We start from the raw sequence: 13,867 nt of genomic DNA, 5'->3' as shown, positions 1-13,867 counted from the left end.
GGGACACGACTGTTGGCTGAGGGCGCGCATTGTACCAGTGGCGCACGGGTTGGTCAGTGGCGACTCCGCGAGCTCCCCGACTCCACCGTCACACTCCCGTCAGCTCCAGCAACGCCGCTTGGAATCCGCCCACCGGATCCCTAACGTAAGCACGGGGATCCGGCCTTCACCCCGCGGGGTGGTTTTGGCGCACTTGACGGCGGGCTTATACTTCGCTGTTTTTCCGGCCAACTGATAGGTAGAGCGTGGACACGATTTACGTACGGGGTGCGCGCACCCACAACCTGAAGAATATCGACCTGGATATTCCCCGCGACAAGCTGATCGTGATTACCGGGCTGTCCGGCTCCGGTAAGTCCTCACTCGCCTTCGACACCCTCTATGCCGAGGGGCAGCGCCGTTACGTGGAGTCACTGTCCACTTACGCGCGACAGTTCCTGTCGATGATGGAAAAGCCGGACGTGGATACCGTGGAGGGCCTGTCCCCGGCCATCTCCATCGAGCAGAAGTCCACCTCCCACAACCCGCGTTCCACCGTGGGCACCATCACCGAGATCTACGACTACCTGCGCCTGCTGTTCGCCCGCGTGGGCGAGCCCCGCTGCCCGGATCACGGCGAGCCCCTGCAGGCGCAGACCATCAGCCAGATGGTGGACCAGGTGCTGGCTCTGCCGGAAGGCACCAAGATCATGTTGCTGGCGCCGGTGGTGCGCGACCGCAAGGGTGAGCATCTGCACGTGTTCGAGCGCCTGCGCCGTGACGGCTTCGTGCGCGCACGCATCGACGGCGTGGTCTGTGACCTGGACGACACCCCCACCCTGGACAAGCGCAGGAAACACACCATCGAGGTGGTGGTGGACCGCTTCAAGGTGCGGGACGACCTGCAGCTGCGCCTGGCCGAGTCCTTTGAAACCGCCCTCACCCTGACCGATGGCATCGCCTCCATTGCCTTTATGGAAGGCGATGAGGAAGAGCGCCTGTTCTCTGCCCGCCATGCCTGCCCGGTGTGTGATTACTCACTGAATGAACTGGAACCGCGATTGTTCTCGTTCAACAACCCGGCCGGCGCCTGCCCCAGCTGTGACGGTCTGGGCGTAAAGCAGTTCTTCGATGAGGAGAAAGTGATCCTCGATCCGGAGAGCAGCATCTCCGAGGGCGCCATCCGCGGCTGGGACCGGCGCAACATCTACTACTACCACATGCTGGATTCCCTGGCGGATCACTACGGCTTCGACCTGGATACCCCGTGGCAGAAACTGCGCAAGAAGGACCGCCAGGTGATCCTGCACGGCAGCGGCGACACCGTGATCGACTTCAGCTACGTCAACGACCGCGGCGATGTCACCGTGCGTCGCCATACCTTCGAGGGCATCATCCCAAATTTTCAGCGACGCTACCGCGACACCGAATCCCAGTCGGTGCGCGACGAGCTGGCCAAATACCTCAGCACCCAGAGCTGCCCGGAGTGCGGCGGCACCCGCCTGCGCCGGGAAGCCCGCAATGTGTTCGTGGACAACCGCACCCTCTCCCAGATTACCGAACTGCCGGTGGGGGACGCCTTTGACTATTTTGCCAACCAGCTCCAGTTCACCGGCGCCCAGAAGGAGATCGCTGACAAGATTCTCAAGGAACTGCGCGATCGTTTCCGCTTTCTGGTGGATGTGGGCCTGAACTACCTGACCCTGAACCGCAGTGCCGAGACCCTCTCCGGCGGTGAAGCGCAGCGTATCCGTCTGGCCAGCCAGATCGGCGCCGGGCTCGTGGGCGTGATGTACATTCTCGACGAGCCCTCCATCGGCCTGCACCAGCGGGACAATGAGCGGCTGCTCAATACGCTTACCCACCTGCGCGATCTCGGCAACACGGTGATCGTGGTGGAGCACGATGAGGACGCCATCCGCAGCGCCGATTACATTGTCGATATCGGCCCCGGTGCCGGGGTGCACGGTGGCGAAGTGGTGGCGGCCGGCACGGCAGAAAAGATCGCCGAGAGCGAGCGCTCACTGACGGGCCAGTACCTGTCCGGCAAGAAATCAATTGCGGTGCCCGAGGAACGCTATGTGGCGGACCCGGACTTTATGCTGCGCATCGACGGCGCCCGCGGCAATAACCTGAAGGACGTGACCCTGGAAATTCCGGTGGGGCTGTTTACCTGTGTCACCGGCGTATCCGGATCGGGCAAATCCACCCTGATCAACACCACCCTCTACCCGCTGGCCGCAACGGCACTGAACAAGGCCACCACCCTCAAGGCCGCACCTTACAAGAAAGTGGCAGGCCTCGAGCACTTCGACAAGTGTGTGGACATCGACCAGAGCCCGATCGGCCGCACACCGCGCTCCAACCCGGCCACTTACACCGGGATCTTCACCCCCATCCGTGATCTGTTTGCCGGCACCCAGGAGGCACGCTCCCGGGGCTACAAGCCGGGGCGCTTCAGCTTCAACGTCAAGGGCGGCCGCTGTGAGGCCTGCCAGGGCGACGGGGTGATCAAGGTGGAAATGCACTTCCTGCCAGACATCTACGTGCCCTGCGACACCTGCAAGGGCAAGCGCTACAACCGCGAGACCCTGGAAGTGCATTACAAGGGCAAGAGCATCCATGAGGTGCTGGAGATGACCGTCGAAGAAGCGCGGGAGTTCTTCGATGCGGTACCGGCCATTGCCAAGAAACTGCAGACCCTGATGGACGTGGGCCTCTCCTACATCAAGCTCGGACAGGCGGCCACCACCCTGTCCGGCGGTGAGGCGCAGCGGGTGAAACTGTCGCGGGAGCTTTCCAAGCGCGACACCGGCAAGACCCTGTATATCCTCGACGAACCCACCACCGGCCTGCACTTTGCCGATATCCAGCTGCTGCTGGATGTCCTGCACCGCCTGCGCGACCACGGCAATACCATCGTGGTGATCGAACACAACCTGGACGTAATCAAGACCGCGGACTGGATCGTGGACCTGGGCCCCGAGGGCGGTTCCGGCGGTGGCGAAATCATCGCCACCGGCACCCCGGAAGATGTGGCTGAAAACAAGGCTTCACACACCGGCCGCTTCCTGAAGCCCATGTTGTTCTGAATGCTGCGGGGCGATCGGTGAGCCGGCCCGTCGCCCAGCCCTGAAAAACGAAAACCGGCACGAGCATAACAATAATGAAAATCGGCAAGCTGCGGGAAATCGGCCCCGCCACCATGGTGACCGCAGCCTTTATCGGGCCCGGCACTGTGATCACCGCCTCCCTCGCCGGGGCCAATTTCGGTTACGCACTGCTCTGGGCACTGCTTTTTTCGGTCTGCGCCAGCATGGTCCTGCAGGAGATGGCGGCCCGCCTCGGTATCGTCACCCAGCGGGGCCTGGGGGAAAATATCCGCGAGAGCTTCCAGCACCCGTTCGCCCGCTGGTCAGCTACGGCGCTGGTGGTCAGTGCCATTTTCATTGGCAATGCCGCCTACCAGGGCGGCAATATTGCCGGCGCTTCGGTGGGTGTGACCGCGTTTTCCGGTGACCTGTTCGCAACGGAAAGTACCACACTCAATGTGCCCGCGGTGTTGATCACTGCCATCGCGTTTGGATTGCTGTGGAAGGGAAACTACCGCGTGATCGAGCAGGCGCTGGTCGCCCTGGTGGCGCTGATGAGTCTCGCGTTTCTCGCTACTTTTGCCGTTACCCGCCCGAACCTCGGTGAGCTGATACAGGGGCTGCTGATCCCGGGCATTCCGGATGGCGCAGCACTGACGGTCATCGCACTGATCGGCACCACGGTGGTGCCGTACAACCTGTTCCTGCACAGCGCCAGCGTCAGCGAAAAGTGGCACGATGCAAAGCAATTGCCGGAGGCCCGACGCGACCTGTTTTTTTCCATCCCCCTGGGCGGACTCATTTCCATTGCCATCCTTGCCACCGCGGCATCGGCCTTTTTCCGGCACCAGATTCAGCTGGAGGACGCTGGAGAGCTTGCCGGTGCACTGTCACCACTATTCGGCAGTGCGGCCTCGATCCTGCTCGGCATCGGCCTGTTTGCCGCCGGCATCTCGTCTGCACTGACCGCGCCCCTGGCCGCCGCTTTTGCCCTGCGTGGCGTGCTGGGCCTGCAAAGGGGTATGAATGCCACGGGCTTCAGGCTCGCGTGGCTGGCGGTGCTGCTTTGCGGCGGCCTCATTGCCACCCTCGGTGTTCGCCCAGTAGAGGTAATCTGGTTCGCGCAGGTGGCCAATGGGCTCTTGCTGCCGATCGTCACGGGCTTCCTGCTGTGGGAGATGAACACCCCGAGGCTGGGCGCCCACCGCAACAGCCACTGGCAGAACCTGCTGGGTTGCGTGGTGCTCCTTGTTACCGTGCTGCTCGGCGGACGCAGCCTGTTGTCCGCTTTCGGGATGCTTTGAGGCCGCGCGTTCCCGGATCAGTCGCCGCTGCTCTGTGCCAGCACACTGGCGGTGCCGGGACGATACTGTCGGCTCACCCGTTCCTCGAGCGCCTGCCTCCGGAAGGGCACCCCGCGCAGCTGCTCGTCGGCAAACAGCGACGCCTGGTCCGCATAATGGGGAGAGTCCGGATCCAGGGTCGCCGAGCCGAAATTATGGATGGCCCGGGAGCTGACCCGCCCTTCAGGATCCCATTCCACCACCATGATAAAGCTGTCACCGGCGCGGTTTTCAAAGGTGCCGCTGTCATTCAGCGGGCCACCGTAAACCGCCCGCAGAGTGTCCGGTCCGCCATCCAGCGGCCAGCTCTGTTCGCCTCGCACGTGCCGGTTGATCTGGCCAAACGGAACCTCCACGCGCCCGTGAGTCCGCCGCAGAGCATCCACAGCATCAGTGAACGCAGTATCCAGCTCGTGGTCAGCCACTTCTTTTCCCCGGGCCTCCTGCACCGGCGCGAGGGTCAGAATCGCCAGCGCCGCGCGCAGGTTGTCGCGATCGGTGGACAAATTCCAGCCCCGCAGGGCCTGTAGCGCGGACGCGTACTCGCCCTGTCTCAGCTTCTCTGGCTTGTCCGCCGCCAGCCACTGCCGCAGTCGCCGGACCTGGTAGCTGTCGGGGTGATAGTGGTGGTCGTACTTCAGCTGCTCAAAATCCGCTGCCGAGATTTTTTCCCGGCTGCCATAGAGCGCCTCGATCTGCAGTGCACGGTTGGTCAGCTGGGTCTCGATACCCATGGAAGCCGGGAAATCCGCCCTGCGCGGATCGTCATCGCCGTCCGTGGATTGGAACGGGGGATTGTTGGCGTTGTAGACCAGGCCGGAGTCCGGGTTGCGGGTTTTCGGCATCCACTGGAAATCCCGATAGCCACGCCAGATCAGCTCTGAGCGATCGCCGGGCAGATCCGGGCCCCAATCCGGGCCATCCAACCGTTGCGGGAACATGGCATTGTAGTAATGACCGATATTGCCCTCGCGATCGGCGTAGACGTAATTGATGCTGGGCATGGCCTGCATTTTCAGCGCACGCTCAAAATCATGGCGGTTTTTCGCCTTGTTCAGCGCCAGCATAAAGTCGAGCGTGCGCGCTTCGCCCATGCCGGCCCAGCGCACCGCGTAGGTGCCGTGTTCCGTACGGAAAACCGGACCGTGTTCAGCTAGCAGGATCTCCCGCGTCACCGTCCAGTGCAACGGACCCAGGAGTTTTACCCGGATGCGCGCCTCGCGCCTGTCGAATGTCCGCCACTGCCCATCGAGCAGGTATTGGTCCGAATTCTCCGGATTGACGGTCAGGCGGTAAATGTCCACCAGGTCCGGCTTGTTGACCGTGTTCGCCCAGCCCAGGTTTTCGTTGTGGCCGTGCAGGATGACCGGTGAGGCGGGAAAGGTAGCACCGGCCATATTCCAGCCCTGCTGCGAGTGCACCCGCGCCTCGTACCAGGCTACCGGGCCCGTAAGCGGCTGGTGGGAATTGATCAGCAGGCGGGTGGCACCATCGGCGCTGCGGTGGGGCGCCACCGCGATCCCCTGGCTGCCGATGGGCAGGCTGCGGGTCTCGCTCCAGGTTGACGCAGCTTCACCGGCCTTGGCTATTTCACGCGGCTGCTGCGGATCGAGGAGTTCCCCGAGAATTTTGTCGAAACCGTAAAACATCGGCGTCTTGAACGCGAAACCGGCCACCAGGTCCTTGCCGGTCACCGGCAACAGATAGCGGGAAACCCGCGCCGGGTTCTGCGCGGCATAGACATTGATGCCGTCGGCGTAGGCCTCCGCGACCGCACGGGCGTTGGCGGACAGGCGGGGATAATCCCGCTCCACCGCATCCCAGACGGCCATCCACTGCACCAGGTAGTCGGTTTTTGCCGCCGACAATCCCCGCTCGGCCGCCAGAGTGCCGCGGGTGGCGAGGATCACGTCCTGAATGGTGGCAAAGTCATCTTCTGCATGGGCAAACGCCAGCCCGAAAGCGGCATCCGCATCGGTCGCACCGTAAATATGCGGGACACCCCACTGGTCACGGAGAATTTCCACAGCATAGCCACGGCCCCGCTCGAGGTAGTCTGCGGCCGCCACCTGACTCTCGACGGAGGGCGGCTGGTGAGCGACTGCTACAGCCAATACCAGTGACAACAGCAAAGTGACAGAAAGCAATAACCGCATGACGGCTCCGGAATCAGGATGGCGACTTCTTGATGCCCCAGTTTTACCGGGCGTAGAGGCGAAATAAAGTCCGGCGGGGACAGAAAGGAAGATATCTGCTATTGCCGCAACAACTGCCCAGATTCAGCACACCAATTGGGTAGCTTTACGCGCTACCTGGCAGGACGACTACTCGACGGGTAATTTGGGCAAGGGGGGATGATAGCGGCATCGCCAAAAAAGCCGTGCAGGCTGGATCGAACCTTGTGGATGGCTGCGCATTGCTGCTCCTGAGCTCAGGGCTGGACAGCGCTTGAGGGGTTCCAGCGGTCAGTCAAAAAGGGGCTGGAAGCTTCAGAAGCAGAAACTGGCGGGACGTGATGCGCGCCCCGTATACACCGCTGAAAGCCCGAGCGGATAGCGGGTCATGGCTGTTCCGCGCGCCAACGGCCCCGATCGATGACGGCGTTGCCAGTGGAGATTAAGCCCAGGTCAGCGGCTTCTCGTCGTCATCGCCGCAGGGGGTCTTCTTGGGGGGCACGTAACCAATGCGCGCTTCTTCGGGAAGATTCCTCGCCTCCCAGCTGGCGACGGCCTCGGCGCACAGTGCGCGCTGCTGGTCTGTCAGTAATTGGCCGTTCGGCCATTTGCCAAGCTCGATGGCGCGCTTCAGGCTACCCACGATCTGGGGATTCAGGTTGTCCAGCAACTGCTGCAGGGTCATGGAAACCTCCGGTATCACGACAGGCGCTGCATGCGCCAAGGCGGCCAATTTTACAACAAACCGGCGAAAAAAAAGCCGGTCAGAGACCGGCTTTTCTGCAGAGGGCCGACCATGCGGACCTCTCGGTGCTGACTGGTGCTTACGCCTCAGCAGCTTCGGCTGCATCATCCTCAACCTGGGGACGGTCAACCAGCTCGACGAAAGCCATCGGGGCCTTGTCGCCGGCGCGGAAGCCGCACTTCAGGATACGGATGTAACCGCCCGGACGGGCCTCGTAGCGAGGACCCAGCTCTTCAAAGAGCTTCTTGACCGCATCCTTGTCACGGAGGCGGGCAAAAGCCAGACGACGGTTGGCAACACTGTCTTTCTTGGCCAGGGTGATCAGCGGCTCGGCAACGCGACGCAGCTCCTTGGCTTTCGGCAGTGTGGTTTTGATCAGTTCGTGTTCAACCAGCGACGCGGTCATGTTCTTGAACATGGCTTTGCGATGGGCGCTGGTACGGCTGAATTTACGGCCACTATAGCGATGACGCATAACTCAATTCCTTACGACATATTGCTAACGACGGTGCTGTCTCAGCAAGTCGTGCTGGAGCGGTGAATGCCAGGGCAGGCACCGCTCGGGTTCTTTCTAAGCACGCGGCCAGTAGCCGCGCCTACCAGATACTTACAGGGGGCTCAGCTTGCTGTCGCCCTTGAGGCTGGCCGGCGGCCAGTTCTCAAGGCGCATACCCAGGGACAGACCGCGGGAGGCCAGAACGTCCTTGATTTCGGTCAGGGACTTCTTGCCCAGGTTCGGGGTCTTCAGCAGCTCCACTTCGGTGCGCTGAATCAGGTCACCGATGTAGTAGATGTTTTCTGCTTTCAGACAGTTGGCCGAACGTACGGTCAGCTCCAGGTCATCAACCGGGCGCAGCAGAACCGGATCGACTTCCGGCTCTTCCGCCGGCTTGTCGGACGGACGATTGTCCTCCAGGTCCACGAACACGGCCAGCTGCTGCTGCAGGATGGTCGCGGCGCGACGGATAGCCTCTTCAGGATCCAGGGTACCGTTGGTTTCCAGGTCCAGAACCAGCTTGTCCAGGTCGGTGCGCTGCTCTACACGTGCGGATTCCACACTGTAGGAAACGCGGCGCACCGGGCTGAAAGATGCATCCAGCTGCAGACGGCCGATTGAACGGGTCTCTTCCTCGTCGTCGCGACGGGCGTCGGCGGGCTGGTAGCCACGGCCGCGCGCGACGGTCAGACGCAGATTGAGTTCAACGTCACCGGTGATGTTGGCGATCACGTGCTCGGGATTGATGATCTCGATGTCGTGATCTACCTGGATATCACCGGCAGTCACTGCACCCGGTCCCTTCTTGCTCAGGCTCAGAACGGCCTGATCCTTGCCGTGCATGACCACAGCGATGTCTTTCAGGTTGAGCAGGATTTCGATTACATCTTCCTGCACACCTTCGATCGCGCTGTACTCGTGCTCAACACCGTCGATCTCGACTTCAGTGACGGCGCAGCCCGGCATGGAGGACAGCAGGATGCGACGCAGTGCGTTGCCCAGAGTGTGGCCGAAACCACGCTCCAGCGGCTCCAGAACCACCTTGGCGTGATTCGGGTTGTACTCGGTGACGTCAATACGACGCGGTGTCAAAAACTCGTTGACAGCAGTCTGCATAGCCATACCTGTTTAAAGTTGTATCCCTTACTTGGAGTAGAGTTCCACAATAAGGTTTTCGTTGATCTCTGCCGGCAGATCGACGCGATCCGGAACACGCTTGAACGTGCCTTCCAGCTTGCTCGCGTTGACGTCTACCCACTCGACATCGCCACGCTGGGCGGCGAGGGAAACGGAATTCTGGATACGCATCTGCTTCTTGGCTTTCTCGCGGATGGAAATCACGTCACCAGCCTTGACCTGGTAAGACGGGATGTTGACCGCGCTGCCGTTGACCAGAATCGCCTTGTGGGAAACCAGCTGGCGCGCCTCAGCGCGGGTAGCGCCAAAGCCCATGCGGTAAACCACGTTGTCCAGGCGTTTTTCCAGCAGTTGCAGAAGGTTTTCACCGGTAGCACCCTTGAGGCGCGCCGCTTCCTTATAGTAGTTGCGGAACTGCTTTTCCAGTACGCCGTAGATGCGGCGAACTTTCTGCTTTTCACGCAGCTGTACACCGTAGTCGCTCAGGCGACCACGACCGGCGCCATGCTGGCCCGGCTTGGTTTCCGCGCGACACTTGGAATCGTGCGGGCGAACACCACTTTTCAGCTGCAGATCGGTACCTTCCCGACGGGAAAGCTTACATTTTGGTCCAATATAACGTGCCATTTTGTCAGCCCCCTCTTACACGCGACGTTTCTTGGGCGGACGACAACCATTATGTGGGATCGGCGTCACGTCGGTGATGTTGGTAATCTTGAAGCCGCAGTTATTCAGTGCGCGAACAGCGGATTCGCGACCCGGGCCAGGGCCCTTAACTTCGACATCGAGGTTTTTCAGGCCGTATTCCTGAGCGGCATTACCTGCGCGCTCTGCGGCAACCTGGGCTGCAAACGGCGTGCTCTTACGAGAGCCGCGGAAACCGGAACCACCAGCAGTGGCCCAGCTGAGGGTATTACCCTGACGATCAGTGATCGTTACGATCGTATTGTTAAACGATGCGTGGATGTGGGCAATACCGTCGACAACGGTCTTTTTGACCTTTTTGCGAACAGTAGTTTTTGGCTTAGCCATACCTGTATCCTAAATCCTGTATCAAATCCCCCCATCTCAACCGAGGAGAGGGGCTTGTTAAACCGCGATTCCGCGTCTTACTTGCGAATCGGCTTGCGCGGACCCTTACGGGTACGGGCATTTGTCTTGGTGCGCTGACCACGCAGCGGCAGGCTGCGACGGTGGCGCAGACCGCGGAAGCAACCCAGGTCCATCAAACGCTTGATGTTCATGGAAACTTCGCGGCGCAGATCACCTTCCACGGTCAGTTTTGCAACTTCGCCACGGATGGTTTCAATCTGCTCTTCAGACAGATCGCGGATTTTGGTGGATTCAGCGATACCAACCGCTGCCAGAATAGACTTAGCCGTAGTGCGACCAACCCCATAGATATGGGTCAGGGAGATCACGGCGTGCTTGTGGTCTGGTACATTGACACCAGCAATACGTGCCATAGAGGCATACTCCACGTATTGGGAGCCACTCTCAAATGTGACTCAACTTAGAATTCGGCGCTGACAGCGACTAAAAAACGGCCTGCGCCACCAAAAAGGCGCGCAAGAATAGCTTTTCAGACACTAAATTGCAATAGCCCGCCCTCTCCCCGAACCGATCGTGGAGAGAAGCGGACGACAGTCAACGCCCCCAATTGGAACCAAAAAGATGACTTTTCAGTCCCCACCAGCAGCCAAGGCTACCGGTGTCGCCGGTCACCGCGGGGGCCGCAGTCACTGGCTGGTTCGAATACTGGCGCCTGGAACCCCTTCCTGGAGCGACGCCTGCCCGGCCATCCATGGCCGGACTCCAAACACGGTGCAAAGCAGAGCTTGCAGGTTCCGTGCTTAGCCCTGCCGCTGCTTGTGGCGCGGCTCAGCGCTGCAGATAACCCGCAGAACGCCCTTGCGGCGCACGATCTTGCAGTTACGGCAGATCTTTTTAACAGAAGCGCGTACTTTCATGATCCTACCTCAGTTCACTTAAACCGCATGCCGGCACCGCTATCAGCGGCGACCGTAGCCCTGCAGGTTCGCCTTTTTCATCAAGCCTTCATACTGGTGCGACAGCAAGTGCGACTGCACCTGAGCCATGAAGTCCATCACCACGACCACAACGATCAGCAGCGATGTACCACCCAGATAGAAGGGTATGTTCAGCCCTACCACCAGGAACTGCGGCAGCAGGGAGACCAGTGCGATATACACGGCTCCGACCAGGGTGAGACGGGTCAGCACGCTGTCGATATAGCGGGCCGTCTGCTCACCGGGACGAATGCCGGGCACGTACGCGCCAGACTTTTTCAGGTTGTCGGCCACTTCATTCGGATTGAACATCAATGCCGTATAGAAGAAGCAGAAGAATCCGATCAGCAGCGCAAACAGGATGATGTTCAGCGGCTGGCCAGGGCCAAGCTGCAGAGCCATCCACTGCAGGATCTGTGCGCCGAGTCCCTCGCCGCCCTGACCGAACCACTGCGCCAGAGTCGCAGGGAACAGCAGGATACTGCTGGCAAAGATCACCGGGATTACACCAGCCATGTTGACCTTCAGCGGCAGGTGGCTGGACTGAGCTGCGGGAGCAGCTGAGTAGCGACCGGCCTGACGGCGGGCATGGTTAATGGTAATCCGGCGCTGGCCACGCTCCATCACGACGACGAAGTAGACCACAGCGATGGCAACAAAGCCGATCGCCAACAGCAGCAGGATATGCAGCTCGCCCTGACGGGCCTGTTCAAACGCCTGACCGATGGCACTGGGCAGCCCGGCTACGATACCGGCAAAAATCAGCATGGAAATGCCGTTGCCAACACCGCGCTCGGTGATCTGCTCACCCAGCCACATCATGAAGACAGCACCGGTCACCAGTGACACCACGGCCACAAAGTAGAAACCGAATGCCGGCTCCGCCGAATAGGCGAGGTTCTGGCCAGCGAGGCCAAATGTCATGCCGATGCCCTGGATCAGGGCCAGTACGACGGTGAGATACCGGGTGTACTGGTTGATCTTGCGCCGTCCCGCGTCACCCTCTTTTTTGAGGGCTTCGAGGGACGGAGTCACCGCGGTCATCAACTGCATGATGATGGACGCGGAGATGTACGGCATGATGCCCAGAGCCAGAATACTCATGCGCTCCAGTGCGCCGCCCGAGAACATGTTGAACAGGCCAAGGATGGTTCCCTGGTTCTGGTTGAACAGGTTGGACAGCTTCTCCGGATCAATGCCGGGCACCGGAATATGGGTACCTACGCGGTACACGAGTATCGCGAGGAACAGAAAACGAAGGCGAGCCCAAAGCTCGCCCAATCCCTTGCTGTTACCCAGGGAATTTACGCCGGATCCTGGTCGTGCCATTGGGGCCTCAATTAGTCTTCTACTTTACCGCCAGCAGCTTCGATGGCCGCTTTCGCACCCTTGGTGACGCCCAGACCCTTGACAGTCACTGCCTTGGTCAGCTCGCCAGAAAGGAACACTTTGGCGCGTTTTACGTGGCTGCCGATAATATCGGCATTCTTCAGCGCTGCCAAATCGATTACGTCCGCATCTACCTTGTTCAGCTCGCCCAGACGTACTTCCGCCGCAAAGCGGGAGGTGTACGCAGTGAAGCCGTACTTCGGCAGGCGCTTCTGCAGCGGCATCTGACCGCCTTCGAAGCCCGGACGAACGCTGCCACCGGAACGGGACTTCTGACCCTTGTGGCCACGGCCACCGGTCTTGCCCAGGCCACTGCCGATACCGCGACCAACGCGCTTGGCAGAATGCTTGTGACCTTCAGCGGGAGAAAGTTCATTCAAACGCATGTTATTCCCCCTCCACCTTCACCAGGTAGTTCACTTTGTTGATCATGCCGCGCACAGCCGGAGTGTCTTCCACTTCCACAGTGTGACCGATGCGGCGCAGACCCAGACCGGCAACGCACGCCTGATGGTTTTTCAGGCGTCCGGCGATGCTTTTGATCTGGGTGACTTTAATGGTCTTCTTAGCCATGGTCTTACCCACTAAATAACCTTTGGTCCGAACCGCGATCAGTTCAGGATTTCTTCAACAGACTTGCCACGCTTGGCCGCCACGTCTTCCGGGCTGCTCATCTGAGCCAGCGCGTCGAAAGTAGCGCGCACTACGTTCACCGGATTGGTGGAGCCGTAGCACTTTGCCAGTACGTTGTGTACGCCTGCCATTTCCAGTACGGAGCGCATGGCACCGCCGGCGATGACACCGGTACCCTGGGAGGCCGGCTGCATGTATACCTTGGAACCACCGTGGATACCCTTGGTGGCGTACTGGATGGTGTCGCCATTCAGGTCAACCTGAATCATGTTGCGACGCGCAGCTTCCATCGCCTTCTGGATAGCGACCGGTACTTCGCGGGCTTTACCGCGACCGAAACCGACGCGGCCATTACCATCACCGACAACAGTCAGCGCGGTGAAAGCGAAGATGCGACCACCTTTTACAGTCTTGGCAACGCGATTGACCTGGACCAGCTTTTCCTGCAGGCCTTCGTCGTTGCTTTTGTCTTTCTCTCTAGCCATAACTCAACCCTTAGAATTTCAGACCGGCTTCGCGGGCAGCGTCAGCCAGGGCCTTGACGCGGCCGTGGTACTTGAAACCGCTGCGGTCGAAGGCGACTTCTTCAACGCCGGCTGCCTTGGCGCGCTCGGCGATCAGGGAGCCAACCGCTGTTGCGGCGTCGACGTTACCGGTTTTACCTGCGCGCAGGTCCTTATCGAGGGTAGAGGCGGAGGCCAATACCTTGTCGCCGTCAGCGGACAGGATCTGTGCGTAAATGTGGCGCGGCGTGCGGTTCACGGTCAGGCGAACAGCGCCGAGCTCGCGGATCTTGGCGCGGGCACGACGTGCACGACGCAAGCGAGATTGCTTCTTAACGTTCATTTC

At 60.5% G+C, this 13,867-nt stretch carries 15 protein-coding genes; 2 read left to right on the top strand and 13 right to left on the bottom strand.

All coding sequences use genetic code 11. The annotated features are described in order from the left end of the window. Positions 1-245 precede the first annotated feature (245 nt). Both uvrA and LVD12_RS15745 read left to right on the top strand, forming a co-directional pair. A complete protein-coding gene (gene uvrA, locus LVD12_RS15750; protein WP_237068670.1) occupies positions 246-3,071 on the top strand; it encodes an excinuclease ABC subunit UvrA in 2,826 nt (941 codons plus the stop codon). A 74-nt stretch (positions 3,072-3,145) separates the two neighbouring features. Then, on the top strand, positions 3,146-4,375 hold the full coding sequence (locus LVD12_RS15745; protein ID WP_237068669.1) for an Nramp family divalent metal transporter: 1,230 nt from the start codon (positions 3,146-3,148) through the stop codon (positions 4,373-4,375). A gap of 17 nt (positions 4,376-4,392) precedes the next feature. Here the strand turns inward: LVD12_RS15745 and LVD12_RS15740 are convergent, their stop codons facing one another. The 13 genes from LVD12_RS15740 to rplR form a co-directional block, all read right to left on the bottom strand. Beyond that, the gene (locus LVD12_RS15740; RefSeq protein ID WP_237068668.1) at positions 4,393-6,570 is read right to left on the bottom strand and encodes a penicillin acylase family protein; all 2,178 of its coding nucleotides are present in this window, start codon (positions 6,568-6,570) and stop codon (positions 4,393-4,395) included. A gap of 460 nt (positions 6,571-7,030) precedes the next feature. After that, positions 7,031-7,273 (bottom strand): DUF1315 family protein, encoded by a 243-nt coding sequence (locus LVD12_RS15735; protein ID WP_237068667.1) that lies wholly within the window; start codon positions 7,271-7,273, stop codon positions 7,031-7,033. Between the two features lie 139 nt (positions 7,274-7,412). Then, a complete protein-coding gene (gene rplQ, locus LVD12_RS15730; protein WP_069946943.1) occupies positions 7,413-7,808 on the bottom strand; it encodes a 50S ribosomal protein L17 in 396 nt (131 codons plus the stop codon). Between the two features lie 132 nt (positions 7,809-7,940). Further along, the gene (locus tag LVD12_RS15725) at positions 7,941-8,945 is read right to left on the bottom strand and encodes a DNA-directed RNA polymerase subunit alpha (protein WP_237068666.1); all 1,005 of its coding nucleotides are present in this window, start codon (positions 8,943-8,945) and stop codon (positions 7,941-7,943) included. 27 nt (positions 8,946-8,972) lie between these two features. Next, a complete protein-coding gene (gene rpsD / locus LVD12_RS15720; protein WP_237068665.1) occupies positions 8,973-9,593 on the bottom strand; it encodes a 30S ribosomal protein S4 in 621 nt (206 codons plus the stop codon). Positions 9,594-9,608: 15 nt separating this feature from the next. Beyond that, positions 9,609-9,998: a 30S ribosomal protein S11 gene (gene rpsK, locus LVD12_RS15715; protein ID WP_069946940.1), complete on the bottom strand. Its 390-nt coding sequence runs from the start codon at positions 9,996-9,998 to the stop codon at positions 9,609-9,611. A gap of 77 nt (positions 9,999-10,075) precedes the next feature. After that, entirely contained in the window at positions 10,076-10,432 is a 357-nt protein-coding gene (rpsM, locus tag LVD12_RS15710; protein WP_069946939.1) for a 30S ribosomal protein S13, read from the bottom strand. A 387-nt stretch (positions 10,433-10,819) separates the two neighbouring features. Next, positions 10,820-10,936 (bottom strand): 50S ribosomal protein L36, encoded by a 117-nt coding sequence (rpmJ, locus tag LVD12_RS15705; protein ID WP_010133825.1) that lies wholly within the window; start codon positions 10,934-10,936, stop codon positions 10,820-10,822. Between the two features lie 42 nt (positions 10,937-10,978). Next, positions 10,979-12,325 carry a preprotein translocase subunit SecY gene (secY, locus tag LVD12_RS15700; protein ID WP_237068664.1) on the bottom strand — a complete coding sequence of 449 codons (1,347 nt, stop codon included), beginning with the start codon at positions 12,323-12,325 and terminating at the stop codon, positions 10,979-10,981. Between the two features lie 11 nt (positions 12,326-12,336). Next, positions 12,337-12,771 carry a 50S ribosomal protein L15 gene (gene rplO, locus LVD12_RS15695; RefSeq protein WP_237068663.1) on the bottom strand — a complete coding sequence of 145 codons (435 nt, stop codon included), beginning with the start codon at positions 12,769-12,771 and terminating at the stop codon, positions 12,337-12,339. Between the two features lies 1 nt (position 12,772). After that, on the bottom strand, positions 12,773-12,958 hold the full coding sequence (rpmD, locus tag LVD12_RS15690) for a 50S ribosomal protein L30 (protein ID WP_067086993.1): 186 nt from the start codon (positions 12,956-12,958) through the stop codon (positions 12,773-12,775). Positions 12,959-12,996: 38 nt separating this feature from the next. Then, entirely contained in the window at positions 12,997-13,503 is a 507-nt protein-coding gene (gene rpsE / locus LVD12_RS15685) for a 30S ribosomal protein S5 (protein ID WP_237068662.1), read from the bottom strand. Between the two features lie 10 nt (positions 13,504-13,513). Then, positions 13,514-13,864: a 50S ribosomal protein L18 gene (gene rplR / locus LVD12_RS15680; protein ID WP_237068661.1), complete on the bottom strand. Its 351-nt coding sequence runs from the start codon at positions 13,862-13,864 to the stop codon at positions 13,514-13,516. Between the last annotated feature and the right edge of the window lie 3 nt (positions 13,865-13,867).

The organism is Microbulbifer guangxiensis (assembly GCF_021729075.1).
Lineage (GTDB): Bacteria > Pseudomonadota > Gammaproteobacteria > Pseudomonadales > Cellvibrionaceae > Microbulbifer > Microbulbifer guangxiensis.
The sequence above is the reverse complement of the archived record's forward strand: the minus strand, read 5'-3'. Positions and strand labels throughout refer to the sequence as shown.

Excerpts from the sequence above, each read along its gene's own strand:
- LVD12_RS15745 (WP_237068669.1), top strand. The coding sequence starts at position 3,146 with ATGAAAATCGGCAAGCTGCGGGAAATCGGCCCCGCCACCATGGTGACC.
- LVD12_RS15740 (WP_237068668.1), bottom strand. The coding sequence starts at position 6,570 with ATGCGGTTATTGCTTTCTGTCACTTTGCTGTTGTCACTGGTATTGGCT.
- LVD12_RS15735 (WP_237068667.1), bottom strand. The coding sequence starts at position 7,273 with ATGACCCTGCAGCAGTTGCTGGACAACCTGAATCCCCAGATCGTGGGT.
- rplQ (WP_069946943.1), bottom strand. The coding sequence starts at position 7,808 with ATGCGTCATCGCTATAGTGGCCGTAAATTCAGCCGTACCAGCGCCCAT.
- LVD12_RS15725 (WP_237068666.1), bottom strand. The coding sequence starts at position 8,945 with ATGCAGACTGCTGTCAACGAGTTTTTGACACCGCGTCGTATTGACGTC.
- rpsD (WP_237068665.1), bottom strand. The coding sequence starts at position 9,593 with ATGGCACGTTATATTGGACCAAAATGTAAGCTTTCCCGTCGGGAAGGT.
- rpsK (WP_069946940.1), bottom strand. The coding sequence starts at position 9,998 with ATGGCTAAGCCAAAAACTACTGTTCGCAAAAAGGTCAAAAAGACCGTT.
- rpsM (WP_069946939.1), bottom strand. The coding sequence starts at position 10,432 with ATGGCACGTATTGCTGGTGTCAATGTACCAGACCACAAGCACGCCGTG.
- rpmJ (WP_010133825.1), bottom strand. The coding sequence starts at position 10,936 with ATGAAAGTACGCGCTTCTGTTAAAAAGATCTGCCGTAACTGCAAGATC.
- secY (WP_237068664.1), bottom strand. The coding sequence starts at position 12,325 with ATGGCACGACCAGGATCCGGCGTAAATTCCCTGGGTAACAGCAAGGGA.
- rplO (WP_237068663.1), bottom strand. The coding sequence starts at position 12,771 with ATGCGTTTGAATGAACTTTCTCCCGCTGAAGGTCACAAGCATTCTGCC.
- rpmD (WP_067086993.1), bottom strand. The coding sequence starts at position 12,958 with ATGGCTAAGAAGACCATTAAAGTCACCCAGATCAAAAGCATCGCCGGA.
- rpsE (WP_237068662.1), bottom strand. The coding sequence starts at position 13,503 with ATGGCTAGAGAGAAAGACAAAAGCAACGACGAAGGCCTGCAGGAAAAG.
- rplR (WP_237068661.1), bottom strand. The coding sequence starts at position 13,864 with ATGAACGTTAAGAAGCAATCTCGCTTGCGTCGTGCACGTCGTGCCCGC.